Source organism: Shewanella sp. DW31 (genome assembly GCF_015767295.1).
GTDB lineage: Bacteria > Pseudomonadota > Gammaproteobacteria > Enterobacterales > Shewanellaceae > Shewanella > Shewanella oncorhynchi.
In genome coordinates, this window is sequence record NZ_JADWMP020000011.1 from 54,964 (window position 1) to 74,385 (window position 19,422).

Consider the following 19,422-nt stretch of genomic DNA (forward strand, 5'->3'; position numbering starts at 1 on the left):
TATCCATAAGTTCGCCTGTTTTAATTAACTCTGACTATACTCAAGCCAAGTGCGACTCACCTAAGTGCTGGAGTAGAAATGGGGAAGAAATTACTCAGATTATCTAGCTTTTGCTTGTTTCTATTCAGCTTCTATCCCCCAGCATTTGCGGGCAGAGAACTCCAATTAGTCGCCACTAACTATCCTCCTTTTTATGCCGATGCTTTACCTGAACAGGGCGGCGTTGCGCAAGTCGTCAAAGAAGCTTTTAAACGTCAAGGTTACACTGCCAGTCTCAAGTTTTATCCCTTCACCCGCGCGGCTTTACTCGTTAAAACTGGCCAAGCTGATGGCATCATTGGGCTCTGGTATCGTAAAGAGCGCGAGCAATGGGCCCAATATTCCGCACCTATCCAACCCGTACAAATTGTGTTTTATAAACGTAAAGATTCACCGCTGAGTTTCAGTCAACTTTCAGATCTTAAACCTTTCACTATCGGTATAGGTCGCGGTTACGCTAATCCACCAGAAATCTTCGCCGCGGGGCTCACCACAGAGGAAGGAAATTCGGATGAGATGAATCTCAAAAAGCTGTTTTTAAAGCGTATTGACTTAGTCTTGATTGGCCATAACTTAGCGAGGTATTTAATTAAAAAAGGACCAAGTGAATATGAGGGGGCCTTTGAGCAAGTCGGCCAACCCATAGCGACTGAGGTATTTCATTTAGGGATCTCTTTGGCTGTAGCGGATCATCCGCAGTTAGTGACGGATTTTAATCAAGGTTTAGAGAGTATGCGCCGCGATGGACGATTAGCGGCAATTTTAAGCCAATATCCTCAGGTTGAAACGACTCAAGCGCCGATTGAAAAAACGCGAACTGAAGTCCATCCCTAAAGTCCGTCCAGCTTTTAAAAAGCAATAACAGCACAAAAAAACAGCAAAACTCTCGTTGAATTGTGCTCAATGCTCAAAAAACACAATTTCTTTCATTTTCGTTCGCTTACCTTTACAAACTTTTACCCAACTGGCGTACGTTATTCACTAGAATAGCGCCATTAGAGCGATTACCTTTTTAAACTGCCTTTGCGCGAGATAATAATTACAATGAAAAAAACCATTATTGCCATTGCCCTGCTTGCGATTATCGCCACAGCGGTGAGTTTTAGTGATGTCCTTCAAGCGGCTAAACCCGAGAACGCGCCACATCTTATGCGTACCGTTCCTGTGGTCACGGGTGAAGTGATTGAATATCCATTAGCGCAATCTATCTCTCTTATCGGCAAACTCGCGGCTGAACGTGCAGTGATCATTGCACCGCAAGTCACAGGTAAGATTAAACAAGTCGCAGTGACCTCAAACCAAGCGGTGAAAAAAGGCCAATTACTGATCGAACTCGATGATATGAAAGCCCAAGCCGCCGTCGCCGAGGCCAATGCTTTCCTCAATGATGAAAAACGTAAACTCAAAGAATTTGAAAAACTGATCAGCCGTAACGCTATTACCCAAACCGAGATTGACGCACAAAAAGCCAGTGTTGATATCGCCCAAGCACGCTTATCTTCCGCACAAGCAGATTTACATTACCACTCGCTGATAGCGCCTTTTGCAGGTAATACTGGCCTGATTAATTTCAGCGAAGGCAAGATGGTCAGCATGGGCACTGAGTTGATGTCGCTAGATGATTTGTCCAGCATGCGCCTCGACTTACAAGTGCCTGAGCATTTCCTATCGCAACTGAGTATTGGCATGCAAGTATCAGCCACCAGTCGCGCTTGGCCGAATGAAATCTTTACTGGCAAAATGGTAGCTATCGATCCCCGCGTCAATGAGGAAACCTTAAACCTCAAAGTACGAGTGCTATTCGATAATCCAAAGAAACGCTTAAAACCGGGCATGATGATGTCGTCAACCATCACCTTCCCAGCGATTTCAGCACCTATGGTGCCAGTGCAAGCTCTTGAATATTCAGGAACTAAACGTTACGTATACGTAGTTAGCGCCGACCACATTGCCCACCGCACAGAAGTGACACTCGGGGCACGTATCGATAACCAAGTCTTAATCGAAAGCGGTTTAAACATAGGTGACAAAGTCGTGGTACAGGGCTTAGTCAATATGCGCGATGGCCTGCAAATCAATGAAGTCACGCTCGATAATAAAGCCTCAGCCCGTGCAACAGAGCTTTCAGGTCCTAAAGCAACGGAGACGAAATAATGTGGTTATCCGATGTTTCGGTTAAACGCCCTGTCGTTGCCATCGTTTTAAGCTTACTGCTATGTGTATTCGGCATAGTGTCGTTCACTAAACTGTCGATACGAGAAATGCCCGACGTCGAAAGCCCTGTGGTCACCATCAGCACCAGTTACTCGGGTGCGTCGGCGGCGATTATGGAAAGCCAGATCACTAAGACTTTAGAAGATGAGCTAACAGGGATCAGTGGTATTGACGAAATCACCTCGACCACACGTAACGGTAGCTCGCGTATCACAGTTAAATTCCTCCTCGGTTGGAACTTAACCGAAGGGGTCAGCGATGTGCGTGATGCAGTGGCCCGCGCCCAACGCAGGCTCCCAGAAGATGCAAAAGATCCTGTCGTCTCAAAAGACAACGGCTCCGGCGAACCCTCAGTCTATGTGAACTTAAGCTCGAGTGTGATGGACCGCACTCAATTAACGGACTACGCCCAGCGAGTACTCGAGGACAAATTCAGCTTAATCAGCGGCGTGAGTTCTATCAGCATTTCCGGCGGCTTGTATAAGGTCATGTACGTCAAGCTCAGACCCGAACAAATGGCAGGACGTAATGTTACCGCAACGGATATTATCAACGCCCTGCGTAAAGAGAACATCGAAACACCCGGCGGCCAAGTGCGTAACGACACCACTGTGATGTCGGTGCGTACCAAACGCTTGTACTACACGCCGAAGGATTTCGACTATCTTGTGGTGCGTACCGCCAGCGATGGCACGGCTATCTACTTAAAAGATGTCGCCGATGTGGCTGTTGGCGCACAAAACGAAAACTCGACCTTCAAAAGCGACGGCATAGTTAACATCAGTTTAGGCATTATTGCCCAGTCCGATGCCAACCCTCTGCTCGTTGCCAAAGAAGTACATAAAGAAGTTGATCGCGTACAAGACTTCCTGCCCGAAGGCACTAGCCTAGTGGTCGACTTCGACTCGACCGTATTTATCGACCGCTCGATTAACGAAGTGTATAGCACCCTTTATGTCACGGGCGCCTTGGTCGTACTCGTGCTGTATATCTTCATTGGACAAGCACGAGCAACGTTAATCCCAGCGGTGACTGTTCCAGTATCTTTGATCTCGGCATTTATCGCCGCCAACATGCTAGGTTATTCGATTAATCTACTGACATTGATGGCATTAATCCTCTCCATCGGTCTAGTGGTGGATGATGCGATTGTGGTGGTTGAAAACATTTTCCACCATATCGAAAAAGGTGAAGAGCCCTTACTCGCCGCCTATAAAGGTACTCGAGAAGTGGGCTTTGCCGTTATCGCCACTACGGCGGTACTGGTGATGGTATTCCTCCCAATTTCATTTATGGAGGGCATGGTCGGACTACTATTTACCGAGTTCTCCGTGATGCTGGCGGTGTCAGTGCTGTTCTCCTCCTTAGTGGCACTCACACTTACGCCTGTACTAAGCAGTAAATTACTCAAAGCCAACGTCAAACCGAATCGCTTTAATCGTTGGGTCGACAGCGGCTTTGCTCGCATGGAAAGCGTTTATCGCGTCGCCGTGACTCGAGCGATTAAACTCCGCCTGCTCGCACCGCTAGTTATCCTCGCTTGTATCGGCGGCAGCGCTTGGTTAATGCAACAAGTACCGTCACAGCTTGCGCCGCAGGAAGACCGCGGCGTGTTGTTCGCCTTTATTAAAGGCGCCGAAGGCACCAGTTATAACCGTATGACAGCCAACATGGACATAGTCGAAGACAGACTCATGCCCTTGCTCGGTAAAGGTGTGCTGCGATCCTTCAGCGTACAAGCTCCCGCCTTTGGTGGCCGTGCTGGCGATCAAACTGGCTTTGTCATCATGCAGCTAGAAGATTGGGAACACCGCGATGTGACAGCACAGCAAGCCCTTGGAATTATTAGCAATGCCTTAAAGGATATTCCAGATGTAATGGTTCGCCCTATGATGCCAGGCTTTAGAGGGCAATCGAGCGAACCCGTGCAATTTGTACTTGGTGGTTCGGACTATGCCGAACTGTTTAAGTGGGCGCAGATATTGAAAGAAGAGGCTAACGCTAGCCCTATGATGGAAGGGGCTGACTTAGACTATGCAGAAACAACGCCAGAACTCATTGTTACTGTCGATAAAGAGCGCGCCGCAGAACTGGGGATCAGTGTCGACCAAGTATCGGAAACCTTAGAAGTCATGCTGGGTGGCCGTACCGAAACGACCTTTGTTGATCGAGGCGAAGAATACGATGTGTATTTACGCGGTGATGAAAACAGTTTCAATAATGTCGGTGACCTGAGCCAAATCTACATGCGGTCAGCTAAGGGCGAATTAGTCACTCTCGATACTGTCACCCATATAGAAGAAATTGCCTCTGCACAAAGATTAAGCCACACCAATAAACAAAAATCGATCACCCTCAAGGCTAACGTCAGTGAAGGTTACACCTTAGGTGAAGGCTTAAAGTTCCTAGACGCTAAAGCCATTGAATTATTACCTAAGGATATTTCGATTGGTTACACGGGCGAATCCAAAGATTTTAAAGAAAACCAAAGCAGTATCTTTATCGTATTTGGTTTAGCTTTACTGGTTGCCTACTTAGTATTAGCCGCACAGTTTGAGAGCTTTATCAACCCATTAGTGGTGATGTTTACTGTGCCTATGGGCGTATTCGGTGGTTTCTTAGGACTACTGATCACCAGCCAAGGGATCAACATCTACAGCCAGATAGGCATGATCATGTTAATTGGTATGGTGACTAAAAACGGTATCCTTATCGTCGAATTTGCCAACCAATTGCGTGACCGCGGCTTTGAACTCGATAAAGCCATTATCGATGCGTCATCCCGTCGTTTACGGCCAATCCTAATGACAGCCTTCACCACCTTAGTGGGCGCTGTACCGCTAATTTTCTCGACGGGCGCAGGCTCAGAAAGCCGTATCGCTGTAGGTACTGTGGTGTTCTTCGGAATGGCGTTTGCGACCTTTGTGACCTTACTGGTGATCCCCGCCATGTATCGATTAATCTCGGCCACGACCCATTCACCGGGTTATGTTGAAGCTAAGCTCGAAGCGGCGATTAAAGCACAAGAGTTAGCGGCACAAGAGGTGGCCGCAAAGCAGGAACTCGCACCTAAAGCCTGACGCGAATCATAGCTCTTGATAATCGAATAACAAAAAGCCAAGGTACTCAGTGCCTTGGCTTTTTTCTCATTAACGTTTTAAGCGTTTTTTGCTTTATTGGCTAAGCCTAAAAGTAAACCGAGACCAGCACCAAGCGGTTTTTGACGGCGCGTTAACATGTTTCCGAGCGCGACCAGCAAGAGTCCCGCGCTTGAATACCAAGTCCACTGATAATCCTCAAACACACTCGATACGCTCAGTGCCACCACAGGGGTAATCACCAACAGATACGCAGCGGCATTAGCGCCAATCCGCTCAACCAAGATCAAATAAGCGGTAAAGCCAATCACAGAGGCGATAACGGCTAAGTAGAACAAGCTGCCAAGATAACGGGTTGTCAGCGGTAAACTAAAGCTTAAATCTTTAAACCAGATGATGAGCAGTAACGCCGCACTGCCATAGCACATGGCATAGGCTGTTGAGGTAAAGGGCGACACATTATCGCGCGAGTTGCGCATACTGATCATGTTACCAATCGAGAAAAACCACGTACCTAACAGCGAAAACAATAAGCCCCACACTATATTTTGTGACCACTGAGTCGCGAGCAAATCGGCACCAAAGAGTAAGCTAATGCCCCCCAGACCGACACCGACTCCTAACCAAAAATTACGACTGGTGGGCGTACCGTAAAAAATGCGGCCATGTATCGCATTAAAAATGGGGGCAGTGGCCATAATCACCGCCGTTAAACCGCTGGCGATATAATGGGTTGCGGTATAAAACGCGATAAAGTTCAAGCAAAATAGACACACGCCTTGTAGCGCAAACCAAGGATGCTGCCTAAGCTTTACCGCTTGCAGCTTGTTAAAGGCAAAGCCAATGGCGAACATCAAGAGACTCGCAATCGCAAACCGATAGAAAATCGAGACTTCCGTCGCCACCTCACCGTGCTGCCACTTAATGGCAATCCACGAAAAACCCCACACAAAAATCATCAGCAAATACATCACAGCAGCCATAATGAGTCCCCTACACCTTCATAAAATGCTTAATAAGGCAAACTATACAGCGATAGCTTTCGTCCTTATGTCACCATCTTGTTGGCCATAACACGATATTGCGGTTTTAATCGCGAGCGGACGTTGAGCCACGCCCATAAGTGCGATAATTTGGAAAGACAAAATGCTTAGCCAGTGAGATCACTAGGAACCCATGGAGCCCAAATACATCAGTTTTGATAAATCCGCCAAAACCTGTATTCGTAAGCAAGCGATTACGGAGGATTTATCTTGGGCCCATTATCAAAATGCGGGCGAGCGTCTGTATTACCAAAACGATGCACAACATACGCTGAGCATGTATCTGGATGGCGGCTACGAAACCCACAGAACCGATATCAAGGCCGACTATGGCGCGCCCAGTAAGTTTTGCCTTATGCCCCAAGGCTGCCAAAGCCATTGGCAACTGGGACAACCGCAGCAGTTTATGCATTTGTATTTTAGCGATGAACATCTTAAAAAATTGGCGGTGCGAGTCTTTGATAAAGATCCACGCCAAGTGCGTTTACCTGAGTTGACCTTTGTCGATAATCCGAGATTAGAGGCGCTGTTTCGGCACCAAGTTGCCGGGCTCGATTGGCAGACGAGTGATCACCATCTGATGATGGAACAAGTAACCGACACTGTGCTGGTGACTTTGCTGCAAAGCTCAGGCTTTAATTTGTCGGTGGGGCCAATTAAGGGTGGGCTCGCACCTAAAGTGGCTAAAGCGATCAAAGAGTTTATTCATTGCCATTCCCATCGACAAATTTACTTGTCTGAGTTGGCCGAGCTTGCCCAACTGAGCGAGTACCATTTTTGTCGCATGTTTAAATCCCAATTTGCGATGACGCCGCAGGAGTATTTACTGCAAGTGCGCATTGAAAAGGTCAAACAAAGCTTGAGTCATTCAACGCAATCATTGACCGATATCGCCCTCAGTAATGGCTTTGCCAATCAAAGTCATATGGGGCGTTACTTTAAAAAACTCAGTGGCATGTCACCGGGCGAATATCAAAAATACCATAGAAGCTAACATACGCTTTGGGTTCACAATCTCGACGGCTGAACCCAACACTCTAACATCCTTGAAAACCCTATTGCCTCGATATGCTATAGTGCCCTTAATCCCTAGCCGCTGGAAAACGCCTTGAAAAAAATCGCTTTATTTGTCGATGTACAAAACATCTATTACACCTGCCGCGAAGCCTATGGTCGCCAATTTAATTATCGTAAACTGTGGCAACACTTAGGCTACGAGGGAGACATAGCATTGGCCGTGGCTTATGCCATCCATAAGGGCGACGATGGGCAATTGAAATTTCAAGACGCACTAAAGCACATAGGTTTTGAGGTGAAGTTAAAACCGTTTATTCAGCGTAGCGATGGCTCAGCCAAAGGCGATTGGGACGTGGGGATCACCATAGATATTATGGAAGCGGCGAGTGAAGTGGATACAGTGATCTTATTGTCTGGTGATGGCGATTTCGATTTATTGCTGCAAAAAATTCATCAAAAGTATGGCGTTGAAACCCAAGTGTATGGCGTCCCTACCCTGACGGCTAAATCCTTAAGGGATGCAGCCTCTCAATTTCATCCCATAGATGAGGCGTTATTGCTCTAGTCACTAGACAAAAAATGCGGCTACTCATCACACTAACCGCATCAAACACCTTCGCCATATTTAAAGGCCACTTTTGGATAATACAAACAACACACTAGTGATAGGTAATGTCCGTATACATAGGGGCGAGACGTTTTAGAAAGGCATTACGGGTCGATAGCGGAATATGTTGCTCTTTCATCGATTCAATCAAATGGCCGACTAAGGCATCGAAATCCGCTTGGGTAATATTCAATCCTCTATGACTGTGCTGCATACTTTCGCCGTGATACACGCAGCCGCCATCGGCAACCAGACAGAAATGTTCAATGGCACGCTCACGAAATAGCGCAATATCTGTCTCTTGAAAGTGATGCACTATGCGTGGATCAGTGGCAATACGTGCCAGCAAACCATCGACTATCGCCGATACGCCTGCGTTACCACCTAAATCTTGGTATAAGGTTTGATGGCTTGCGGTTTGATGACTAGAGTGAGTTTGTGATGCTGAGGTTTCGATCGTTTGCACCGCACAGCCAGTGAAAACAAACGAAGCGGCAAGAGGTAATAGTTTCAACAATAAACGCCTCATAACGCCCCCTCCATCGACAGGTACCAACCCCGTTGCTCTTCAAACCCTGCAATGCTGCCCAAATTCGCATAGGCCGTCACCACGGAAAGATGCTTATTGATAAACCACGCTAAAAACACATCTTGCCAATCATCCTCACGGGCAAAAGCTAACTCATCGGGTTTCTGGCGATATTCGATACCCAGTGCCACATTATCCGTCAGCAATACCGCGGCAGAGGCTTCGAACACAAACTGGTAATCATGATTGGCTTGGGTACCAAAACCCAATAAACCCGTTTGATTCGCCTTGGTCGCGCGCACGGTCCCATTGAGTAATACATTTCGTCCCGCTACCGCATCAAAAAATACTTTGCTGGCAGCAACATACAAATCTAAACCCCAATCATCCCGCGCCCCAACCGCCTGAGGAATCGCAAAGTCATCGACTCTTTTATACTGGGCACCTAAGGTAATTTGCGGCATACCCGTATAAAGTAGCTCTCCGGCAAGCTTGTATTTTACGCCGAAGATATCTTGGCCTAACTCGCCGCCCATAGTATCTAAATCAAAGGTTTGCCGCGCAACGCTCAGCTCGAATCGATTATCAAAACTCAAAGAAGCGCCGATCACTTTCAGCGTAAAATCATCGACATAGACAGCCGTCGCCATCGCCGTTGCCGACCATTCACCGCTACTGCCATAACCGTTGATCACGGCCCATGGCACTATGCCACCGCCAGCACTGCCTTCAATCGTCGTCCCGCCGCCAGTCGCGACCACACGACTACCTTCGGCAAACGCAGGAACAGTGCCCAATAGTAAAAATAGGCAAAAAAAAGCCTTAACATAAGCCCAAGTTAATGAATTCAACTTCAATGCATTTATGGAAATGTTCACTGGATGCTCCGCTCTAATTCTTTCGACGATGAATCGTTAGTCTAGCGTCTTTGCATATTGACTTGAGTAAACGCGCTTATGCATCAGAAGTATTTGGATGGTTAAACGCCTCGAACCACAGATCAAATTCAGCCGCTTTTAAGGGTTTAGAAAACACATAACCTTGAATGATATCGCAATCGAGATTGCGCAATATATCAACACCTTCTTGTTCTTCAACGCCTTCGGCTACTACGGTAAAACCTAAGCCGTGGATCAATTTAATACTCGTATCGACTATCATCACATCTTGGCTATCCGTGAGCATGTCTTTGATAAAGCTGCGATCAATTTTCACTTCATTAACGGGTAAAATTTTCAAATAGGCTAATGATGAATGACCTGTGCCAAAATCATCAATGGCAACAGACACGCCCATGTCACGGAATCGCTGTAATACACTCACCACAGTCTGTGCATCTTTCATCACGGCGCCTTCAGTGACTTCGATACAGAGTGCACCGCTTGGCAGATTATTGTCTTTCAGTAAAATGGCGATTTGATTTGGTAAGCGAGTATCGACTAAATCATGGGCCGACAGGTTAATAGCCAGTTTTAGCACTATACCCCGCCGCTGCCATGTCACTAATTGCTGAATTGCCTGCTTCAATACCCACTGGCTAACAATATCAATGTTGCCTGAATTTTCAGCCAGTTGGATAAATTCATCGGGCGGAATAAACCCTAGCGTAGGATGTTGCCAGCGGATCAATGCCTCGGCGCCAATGCACTGGTTTAGGCGTAAATCCACTTTAGGTTGGAACACTAAATACAATTGGTTTTGCGCTAAACCTATAGGCAAATCACGGATAATCGTCAGCTCACGCTGATACTTTTCATCGGCGCCTTGACGATAACTGACAATACGTTGCTCTTCGAGACAGGCTTGATTGAGGGCAATTTCGGCGCGGCGCACTAACACATCGATATCAGCACCATTACCATCGATTTCGAGTAATCCCGCACGCACGGTAAGAGAAATATTTGAGCCTTGGATTGGAAAGGGTGACTCCAGCATATCCAATGATTTCAGCAAGTGCTCGGGACGGATCCCTTGACTGTAAAGGAGTAAAAATGAGTCACCGTCTAAACGCGCCAGTAAATCCGGTGTCGGTGCTAATTGCTCTAGGCGACGAGCAAAAAGCAGTAACAAAGTATCGGCGTTGGCAAAACCAATAATATCGTTGATATGGCGGAAATGTTTAATATCTAACAACACCATAGCACCGGATAATTTATCGTTAAGATCCGCCAAATGCTGTTTTGCCGCAAAACGATTGAGTAAACCTGTCAAGCTATCGTGGCGAGATTGGTAGACTAAATCCTTTTCCCGCGCTTCAATATCATCGCGCATTAAGGACAAACTCTTGGCCAACACCCTCAGCTCTGCTGGCGCACCTTGAATATTGGCAGGCTGCTTACCTTGACCGATTTTGCGGGCATAATTCACAAGTTGATGCACGGGTTCAGTCAAACTGCCCGACAACCAAATCGCAATCGCAATCGCCAGTGCTAAGGTCAAAGCAAAAATCAGCAGCATATTATTGCGAAGTTGCTGATAACTTTGCTGCCATTTGAGGTTTGATTGGTGTAGTAGCGCTAATTGGCTGCCGTTGTGATCATAAAGTTTGATGCCCATAGACAGATGATCTACGGGAATACTTTCACTAGGCATTTTCAGCAAGCTAGGCAATAAGCTCGCCTGCTCAATTACGCTTAACTTTTCATTATCTGATAAGGTTGAAGCAATTTCAGTGCGGCCCGTTGCCTGATTGACAAAACTCACATCGATGCCCGTAATGGCTTTAGCTTGTTGGGCGACCTTCTCATCTAATAGAAACCCCATGCCAACCCAAGCGATTAAGGTCGGTGCCTTCACCGGCTGCAGCACAAACTGATAGCTAGCGTGATCAAAATTAAGGATAGCTAACGCATTATGATTGCTGGTGGTCATATTAAATAAGGATTGAATATCATCCTGAGTGAGTCCGGGCAAACTCGAGGTCAAGAGCTCCCCTTTAGGTGATAACAATACAGCGGCGTCGGCACCAATACGAGAGCCGTGATTAGATAACACTGACTCAATGGTTTCTTGCTCACCAGTAGCAATCGCGCGCTTAAAACCAAAATCGGCACTGAGTACGGACAAACTTTGACTGAGCTGAATACCGCGATTCGATAACACTTCGAGAAACACATTCGCGCCAATATCGAGGCTTTTCTGTTGCTGTAAAAAGTTATCTTTTTCGGTCGCTGTCAACACAGAAAATGCTGTGGCAAATTGCACTAACGTCAGCACAATAAAGAAAACTAAAATCAGCCGAGCGCGAAAACTATTTAGCATGTAATGGCTTACCTTCAGAATCGTAGTGACCAAATCCCGACGGCGGAGCCGACGGTTTAGCTTGACGCTCAATGTCTAAGGGCAGGCTGAGTTGATTAGGGCCATTAACTATCAGTAAATCCGTTGGCTCTGATGCCGCCTTCTGCCATGGATGCCAGCGCTTAACTTTATATTGACCGGCGATAAGTCCCTTAAACTGGATCTCACCTTTCTCGTCCGTCACCGCGACAATAGGGCTATCTGCCACATAGATAAATGCCTGCATATAATCGTGAATATTACAGCCAAGCGCGACCAAACCGGGTTTATCGAACTGAATCGGCGCTTCGGCCTGACCCACATACAATTTAAGTTCGAAAGGTTTAGCTTCTGAAAAAGAATACACATGGTGGCGAGTACGATCTAAGTTGGGAAAATCCACCTTTGCACCTTTAGGCACCGCCAGCACAAAGGGGATAAAGGTTCGATTTTTTTGCGACATTTCATAATGCTCGATAGGTATTGCATTATCGGGCATCACTGCAGGGATCAGCTCCACAACAGTATCGGCAATGGCCTGTTGTTGCAGATCTACTACATTAATATTGAGTTCAGCAGCCATGACTTGAGGCGTGAAATAGATCAAAACGCAAAGTACTAACGCATATAAAACGCGATATAGGATCATCCGTTACCTCGGGCATAGTGATGCAAGGTAAACAAGTACCTTAGCTGAGTTCTGCGTAAAAAAACGATCTAGATTCATCTAGCATTGTACATTACTAATATATTGAATAATCATCAAATTATATAGAAAAGTCGTAAAACAGTAACCATTCTAATCATTCTGTGATAATGACGCGCTCAAGTGGCAATAAGTTATAAGCTAACAGAATGGTCTGGTAATAGTTATTCATTGTTTCTTATTGATGATCCAGAAAATACCAACGATATTCCTCATTTCTGGTTTTAGTTTTAACCTAGTGAGCAATACCATCACTAAGCATCAATTGACCTAATGTTATTTAACCCCAGCTAAAGATAGTCAAATCTAATCGCTCTCGCCGTGAATAAACAAAAAAGGCCTACTCAATGTAGACCTTTCATGTATTTTTCAACTAGAAAACAAGCTTAACCGACTGTTATCTCTTTATGCTCATCGGCTTTTTTACCGCCTCTCTTTGCTAAGGCATAGTAAAACAGCGGCGTTAGGATAAGACCAAATACAGTCACCCCAATCATACCAGCGAATACTGCCACGCCCATGGCTTGGCGCATCTCGGCGCCCGCGCCAGTGGAGAACACCATAGGTACCACTCCCATAATAAAGGCGATAGATGTCATCAAGATAGGACGTAAACGTAATCTTGCGGCCTCTAATATCGCCTCCATAGGTGCCATACCGTGATCTTGTTTCTCCTTTGCAAACTCGACAATCAAGATAGCGTTCTTAGTCGCCAGCCCCACCAGCACTATCAGGCCAATTTGGGTGAAGATATTATTATCCCCACCGTAAATCAGCACACCACTGAGGGCTGAAAGTAAGGTCATTGGGATGATTAAGATAATCGCCAATGGCAAGCTTAAGCTCTCGTACTGGGCGGCTAGCACCATAAACACTAAGATGATCACCAGCGGGAAAACCAAAAGACCCGTATTGCCCGCGAGAATTTGCTGATAGGTCAGCTCGGTCCACTCATAAGTCATACCATTAGGTAACGTTTCAGCCAAAATTTTCTCAATCGCCGCCTGCGCTTGGCCTGTACTCACTCCGAGCGCTGGACCACCGTTGATTTCAGCGGTCGTGAAACCGTTATAGTGCATCACTCTGTCTGGGCCTGAACTTTGGCTGACGTTGATGAACGAACCTAGCGGGATCATGTCACCATTCAGATTCGGCACCTTTAGCTGACTTATCTGTTGCGGACTTTGACGGAAGGCCTCGTCAGCTTGCATATTCACCTGATAGGTTCGGCCGAAACGATTGAAGTCGTTGACATAAGTCGAGCCCATATAGGTTTGTAATGTCTGGAAAATTTGATCGAGCGACACTGCCTGCTGTTTCGCTTTAGTACGATCGATATCCAGTTCAAGTTGTGGCACGTTCACTTGATAGCTAGAGAAAACGCCAGCTAACTGAGGATCGGCCCACGCCTTGTACATCACTTGTTGGGTCACCTGATACAAGGCCTCATAACCAAGGTTGGCTCTGTCTTGAATTTGCAGACGGAACCCTCCTATGGTGCCGAGGCCTTGCACAGGTGGCGGCGGGAAGATGGCAATAAACGCGTCTTGAATAGCAGCAAATTGCTGATTCAATTGTCCTGCAATGGCATTCGCCGACAGTTCAGGACTGGTACGAGAGTCAAAATCATCGAGCGCAACAAACACCACGCCTGAGTTAGGACTATTGGTAAAACCGTTGATGCTAAGGCCAGGGAAGGCAATCGAGTGCGCGACTCCGGGGTGATTTAGCGCAATCTCAGACATCTTCTTGATCACACTATCCGTACGTTCAAGGGATGCCGCATCGGGCAACTGAGCAAAGGCCACTAAATACTGTTTATCTTGGCCGGGCACATAACCCGTTGGTGTATTGGCAAATTGCACACCCGTTAACGCCACCATGCCTAAATACACCAGACCAATAATGCCGCCAAAACGGATAACCTTACGCACTAACCAGCCATAACCATCGGATGCGCGGTTAAATAAGCGATTAAAAGGCACAAATAACCAAGCACCAAACAACTTATCCATTAGACGCGTTAAGCCGTCCTTAGGTGCATCATGGCTCTTGAGTAACAGCGCCGATAATGCCGGACTCAAAGTGAGTGAGTTAATCGCCGAGATAAAGGTCGAGATAGTAATAGTCAAGGCAAACTGTTTATAGAACTGCCCGGTTAAACCGCTCATAAAGGCCGTTGGAATAAACACCGCCGCCAGCACTAAGGTGGTTGCCACAATCGGGCCAGTCACTTCCTTCATCGCCTTTTGCGTTGCCTCTACTGGGCTTAATCCTGCGGCAATATTACGCTCGACGTTTTCGACCACGACGATGGCATCGTCAACCACAATCCCGATGGCGAGCACCAGCCCGAATAGCGACAAGGCGTTTAACGAGAAACCGAGCAGATGCATAAAGGCAAAGGTACCGACCAAAGACACAGGCACAGCCACCAGCGGAATAATCGATGCGCGCCAAGTTTGCAGGAATAGCACCACCACTAACACCACCAGCAACACGGCTTCGAGCAAAGTTTTTACCACAGCTTCAATCGAGCCACGCACGAACACTGTTGGGTCGTAAACGATTTCGTATTCGAGTCCTTCAGGGAATCCTTTAGACAGCTCAGCCATTTTGGCGCGTACATCGTCGGAAATCTGAATCGCGTTAGAACCCGATGCTTGGAATACAGGAATAGCGACCGCATCCTTATTATCGAGTAAAGAGCGCAGCGCATAACTCGTTGCCCCGAGTTCCACCCGCGCGACATCTTTAAGGCGGATCACTTCAGCATTCTGACCAACTTTGATGATGATATCTTCAAATTCAGACAGTTCAGTTAAACGGCCTTTCACGTTAATTAAAAGTTGAAAGTCAGCACTGCCACTGGGCTGCGCGCCTAAACTGCCCGCTGCTGCCTGTTGGTTTTGCTCACGTACGGCGGCAATAATGTCCGCTGGCGATAAACCCAGCGCCGAGACTTTATTCGGGTCGAGCCAAATTCTCAGGCTGTATTCGCCGGCGCCAAACAAACGTACCGCGCCCACACCGTTAATCCGTGCGAGCTCGTCTTTAACGTTTAACGCCGCATAGTTAGACAGATACAACATGTCGTAACGGTTATCCGGCGATAACAAATGCACCACCATGGTCAAGTCTGGCGATGATTTTTCAGTAACAATACCAAGACGTTGTACTTCCTGCGGTAGGCGGGGCATAGCGCGATCAACTCGGCTCTGCACTTGGGTTTGTGCCTTATCCACATCCGTGCCAATCGCAAAAGTGATAGTCAAGGTCATGCGTCCATCGGACGTCGCCTGCGATGACATGTACAACATGTCTTCGACGCCGTTAATTTCCTGCTCCAGCGGTGAAGCCACTGTTTCGGCAATCACTTTAGGATTTGCGCCAGGATAATTAGCAGTGACCACTACCGTAGGTGGCACTACCTCTGGATATTCGGTAATAGGCAACTGCCAAACAGCAATCGCCCCCGTGATAAGAAACAGCAATGACAGCACGGCTGCAAATATCGGTCTTTTAATGAAAAATTGCGACAACATAGTGTGTTATTCCTTAACCGCGGCTCGCCGTTTCAACCGCTTGCGCCGTCAAATGCTCTTGGTTTTTATCGAGTATTAACTGGGCTTGGCGTAGCGCCTCGAGCTTGTCGCTGTCGACCATGTCCACTATGTTTGGCTCAATTTGCATCTTAGGACGAACGCGTTGCATACCGTTGACGACGATCTTGTCTTCGGCCATCAAGCCTTGGGTTACAATGCGCAGTCCTTGGACTTTTTCGCCTAAGGTCACACCGCGATATTCGACCGTGCCATCATGACCGACGACCAGCACAAACTTATTATTGAGATCTGTGCCAACCGCTTTATCGTCAATCAAGATCCCCTCATAGGCGCCACTGCCCGCAGTACGAAGACGCGCAAACAAGCCTGGCAATAGGTTATTGTCTTCATTGTTAAAAGTCGCACGCACTCGAATAGTACCCGTCTGCTTATCCATCGCATTATCCACAAAGTCGACCATGCCAATATGGTGATAATCGCGCTCATTGGCTAAAGCCATGTACACAGGATTATCGTCAGCACGGGGATCGTTACGTTTGTTCTGCGCAGTTAACTTCACGTATTTAAGGTAGGTTTGCTCGTCCACATCGAAATAGGCATACATGCTGGCGGTAGAGACTAAGCTGGTCAGCACACTCTGCCCTGCAGTGACATAGTTACCCGCGGTGACATTGGCGTAGGACACGCGGCCATCAATCGGCGCTTGTACTTGGGTATAAGCTAAATCAAGCTCGGCGCGCATGAGTGCTGCTTTCACCGAAGCGACTGCGGCTGCAGTCTGACGTTTATTCGACTCACGGGTATCGAGTAATTCGGCCGAGACCGCCTTTTGGTCAAATAACTTATGTGCCCGTTCAAAATCATTAGTGGCCAGTTGCTCTGCAGAGAGTGCGCTAGCAAGATCTGCTTTTAACCGGGCCACTTCCACTTCAAACACGCTTGGATCGATGCGAAATAACACCTCGCCTTTTTTCACTAAGGCGCCTTCTTTAAAATTTACTGAGTCGATATAGCCTGACACCCGCGGGATAAGGGTGACACTTTCTGGCGCCTGTAAACGACCGGTAAACTCATCCCATTCGGTGACTCGCTCATGCAATACCTGAGCGACATCCACCTTAGGCGCACTCGGTGCAGGTCCCTGCTGCGCTGTTTGCTCACCACAAGCTGAAAGGACGAAAGCAGCCACAGCCGTTAACATCATTATTCGTAAAGGTTTGTTACTCATCATATTACTATCCTCAAAGTGGCGGGCATTTCACGCTGTTCGAACCACACACATGCAGCTGTGTTACAAACCAAACCAATTAAATACCGACTGGTAAAAAATATTCTGTACTGGACGGTAATATATAGCGTAAAATGATGCTGTCAACAAATTTACGTACCGAACGGTATTTAATTAAAAGTGTGCACTTACCCTAGGCAGGAATGCGTCCAGAGGCAAAAGGCTACGAGTTTGAACTGCAAAGCATTTTGATGAATATTGAAGCAAACACTGACTAACGCAGATAACATGCTGAACTTAGGTGACACCTTGAATGACTAAGTAGACATATCCCCCTAAGTCAGTCATCAGTGGCAAGTGTGGCTGGACAGGGACTAAACCCATGTCTATCCTAGGGGCAATTGAGAATTGAGGAGCCTAATGATGTCAACCGTCACCCAGACGCCCTGTGTTGGTCGCCCACGAGCTTTTGACACTGACGATGCATTAGCAAAAGCCTTAGAAGTCTTCTGGCTCAAAGGTTTTGAAGGTACATCGTTAACCGATCTCACCCAAGCTATGGGCATTAATAAACCTAGCCTTTATGCCGCTTTCGGTAATAAAGAACAGTTATTTCTCAAAGCGATAGAATTGTATGAACAGCGCCCCTGTGCGTTTTTCTACCCGGCACTGGAACAAAAAACCGCCTATCAGGTTATCGAGTCAATGCTACTCGGTGCGGCAAGCTCTTTGGTGGATAAAAGCCATCCACAGGGATGTTTGATTGTTCAAGGGGCACTCACCTGTAGTGAAGCAGGGCAAGCGATTAAAGACACTTTGATTAATCGTCGCCGCGATGGTGAAATCGCTCTGTGCGAACGATTGCAACGCGCCAAAGATGAAGGTGATTTGCCCGCTGATGCCGATCCCTTGCTGCTTGCCCGTTATATAGGCACTGTATTACAAGGTATGGCCGTACAAGCGACCAGTGGAATTTGCCCGAATGAACTGCGCAAAGTGGCCGAACTAGTGCTGGCTAACTTTCCGCGTAATAATTAATCCTGATTCACCAATCCTGATCCACAAAAACTAAACCCCAGTAGAGTACTCACTTAACTGGGGTTTTATTTATGCTTTGCTTTATTTCTGTCCAACCATTTATTTCTGTCCAACCAAGAGTTCTCTAAACAGTTGCCTGAGTCGTTTCAATAATGGCAGGCTGCTTTTATCTTGATGCTGGATCACATCGACGTTTGCATGCCAGCCTATCTGCTCAAACTCTATGGGGACACGAGTCAAGTTGCCCGATGAAACTGAGCTGGACGCCATGTGCTCGGGCAACAGACACCAACCATGGCCCTGTAATGCGAGCTCCAATAACACGTAATAGTTATCGGCATACCAAACATCAGGACTGAACCCCTGCTGAAAACTACTGGTTTTAGTATTCCGTGAGCGGATGAGTAATTGTCGATACAGTCGCAATGAGTCCATGTTCGGTGCAACTGATTTTGCTAAGGGATGCGAACTCGCCACATAAAGATCGAATTGAATCACCCCAATGCTCTCAAAATCTATACTACTTGGCATAGATAATTCACTAAAAATCAATCCTGTAGATGCTCTTCCCGAATGCACCATGTCGATAATATCTATGCTTGAGGCACTGAGAAACTCGAGTTCGATATTAGGGAAATCACCTTCTAACAACCGAATAATTTCAGATATTCTCTGTATAGGAATGCCTTCATCCATCGCAAGGCACACTTCTGAAGATTGACTACTGAAGAGCGATAAGGCGGTATGTTTGAGCCTACGATGTTGAAGAATCGTCGCTCTTGCGTAGGGCAGTAATTTACTGCCTTCGGCCGTTAATACCGGATAACGACCCGAACGGTCAAATAACTCAACCCCACAGTCAATTTCAAGATTCATCACATGCTGGCTAATCACGGATTGTGCTTTCTTAAGTTGCCTTGCAGCATTCGAAAATGAACCAGATTCTACGGTTTCCATAAAGGCTTCGAGTTGTTCGAGACTAAACATATCGTTTTTACCGATACTATCTAACTATAACTTATCCCTATACTAGATAAAATTATGGCCATAGTCACATT

At 46.8% G+C, this 19,422-nt stretch carries 14 protein-coding genes; 6 read left to right on the forward strand and 8 right to left on the reverse strand.

The annotated features are described in order from the left end of the window. The first annotated feature begins 78 nt into the window (after positions 1–78). From GWI56_RS11050 to GWI56_RS11060, 3 genes are all read left to right on the forward strand, one after another. Positions 79–873, forward strand: coding sequence for a transporter substrate-binding domain-containing protein (locus GWI56_RS11050; RefSeq protein WP_198572919.1), 795 nt, complete (start codon positions 79–81; stop codon positions 871–873). A gap of 210 nt (positions 874–1,083) precedes the next feature. Further along, on the forward strand, positions 1,084–2,193 hold the full coding sequence (locus tag GWI56_RS11055) for an efflux RND transporter periplasmic adaptor subunit (protein ID WP_198572920.1): 1,110 nt from the start codon (positions 1,084–1,086) through the stop codon (positions 2,191–2,193). Further along, positions 2,193–5,333 (forward strand): multidrug efflux RND transporter permease subunit, encoded by a 3,141-nt coding sequence (locus tag GWI56_RS11060; RefSeq protein WP_198572921.1) that lies wholly within the window; start codon positions 2,193–2,195, stop codon positions 5,331–5,333. The genes GWI56_RS11055 and GWI56_RS11060 overlap by 1 nt, the downstream gene beginning before the upstream one ends. A 77-nt stretch (positions 5,334–5,410) precedes the next feature. On the opposite strand, the gene GWI56_RS11065 is transcribed toward GWI56_RS11060, so the two are convergent. Further along, positions 5,411–6,334: a DMT family transporter gene (locus tag GWI56_RS11065; protein ID WP_198572922.1), complete on the reverse strand. Its 924-nt coding sequence runs from the start codon at positions 6,332–6,334 to the stop codon at positions 5,411–5,413. Positions 6,335–6,527: 193 nt separating this feature from the next. Here GWI56_RS11065 and GWI56_RS11070 point away from each other — a divergent pair, with 193 nt between their 5' ends. Together GWI56_RS11070 and GWI56_RS11075 are read left to right on the forward strand one after the other, a co-directional pair. Continuing rightward, a complete protein-coding gene (locus tag GWI56_RS11070) occupies positions 6,528–7,388 on the forward strand; it encodes an AraC family transcriptional regulator (RefSeq protein ID WP_131523567.1) in 861 nt (286 codons plus the stop codon). 114 nt (positions 7,389–7,502) lie between these two features. Then, positions 7,503–7,976 (forward strand): NYN domain-containing protein, encoded by a 474-nt coding sequence (locus GWI56_RS11075; RefSeq protein WP_006082658.1) that lies wholly within the window; start codon positions 7,503–7,505, stop codon positions 7,974–7,976. A gap of 94 nt (positions 7,977–8,070) precedes the next feature. On the opposite strand, the gene GWI56_RS11080 is transcribed toward GWI56_RS11075, so the two are convergent. The 6 genes from GWI56_RS11080 to GWI56_RS11105 all read right to left on the reverse strand — a co-directional run bounded on the left by GWI56_RS11080 (position 8,071) and on the right by GWI56_RS11105 (position 17,329). Continuing rightward, positions 8,071–8,547 (reverse strand): group 1 truncated hemoglobin, encoded by a 477-nt coding sequence (locus GWI56_RS11080; RefSeq protein WP_198572923.1) that lies wholly within the window; start codon positions 8,545–8,547, stop codon positions 8,071–8,073. After that, the gene (locus GWI56_RS11085; RefSeq protein ID WP_198572924.1) at positions 8,544–9,425 is read right to left on the reverse strand and encodes a DUF3034 family protein; all 882 of its coding nucleotides are present in this window, start codon (positions 9,423–9,425) and stop codon (positions 8,544–8,546) included. Before GWI56_RS11085 ends, GWI56_RS11080 begins: the two co-directional genes overlap by 4 nt. A gap of 76 nt (positions 9,426–9,501) precedes the next feature. Then, complete coding sequence (locus tag GWI56_RS11090; RefSeq protein ID WP_198572925.1) at positions 9,502–11,808, reverse strand: GGDEF domain-containing phosphodiesterase; 2,307 nt, start codon at positions 11,806–11,808, stop codon at positions 9,502–9,504. Then, positions 11,798–12,475, reverse strand: coding sequence for a methylamine utilization protein (locus GWI56_RS11095; protein ID WP_198572926.1), 678 nt, complete (start codon positions 12,473–12,475; stop codon positions 11,798–11,800). The genes GWI56_RS11090 and GWI56_RS11095 overlap by 11 nt, the downstream gene beginning before the upstream one ends. Before the next feature lie 443 nt (positions 12,476–12,918). Beyond that, on the reverse strand, positions 12,919–16,077 hold the full coding sequence (locus GWI56_RS11100; protein WP_113939332.1) for a multidrug efflux RND transporter permease subunit: 3,159 nt from the start codon (positions 16,075–16,077) through the stop codon (positions 12,919–12,921). Between the two features lie 13 nt (positions 16,078–16,090). Further along, positions 16,091–17,329: an efflux RND transporter periplasmic adaptor subunit gene (locus tag GWI56_RS11105; protein ID WP_198572927.1), complete on the reverse strand. Its 1,239-nt coding sequence runs from the start codon at positions 17,327–17,329 to the stop codon at positions 16,091–16,093. A 417-nt stretch (positions 17,330–17,746) separates the two neighbouring features. Between GWI56_RS11105 and GWI56_RS11110 the strand changes: the two genes are divergently transcribed. Then, positions 17,747–18,364, forward strand: coding sequence for a TetR/AcrR family transcriptional regulator (locus GWI56_RS11110; protein ID WP_198572928.1), 618 nt, complete (start codon positions 17,747–17,749; stop codon positions 18,362–18,364). A 99-nt stretch (positions 18,365–18,463) separates the two neighbouring features. On the opposite strand, the gene GWI56_RS11115 is transcribed toward GWI56_RS11110, so the two are convergent. Further along, a complete protein-coding gene (locus tag GWI56_RS11115) occupies positions 18,464–19,351 on the reverse strand; it encodes a LysR family transcriptional regulator (RefSeq protein ID WP_198572929.1) in 888 nt (295 codons plus the stop codon). Positions 19,352–19,422 lie beyond the last annotated feature (71 nt).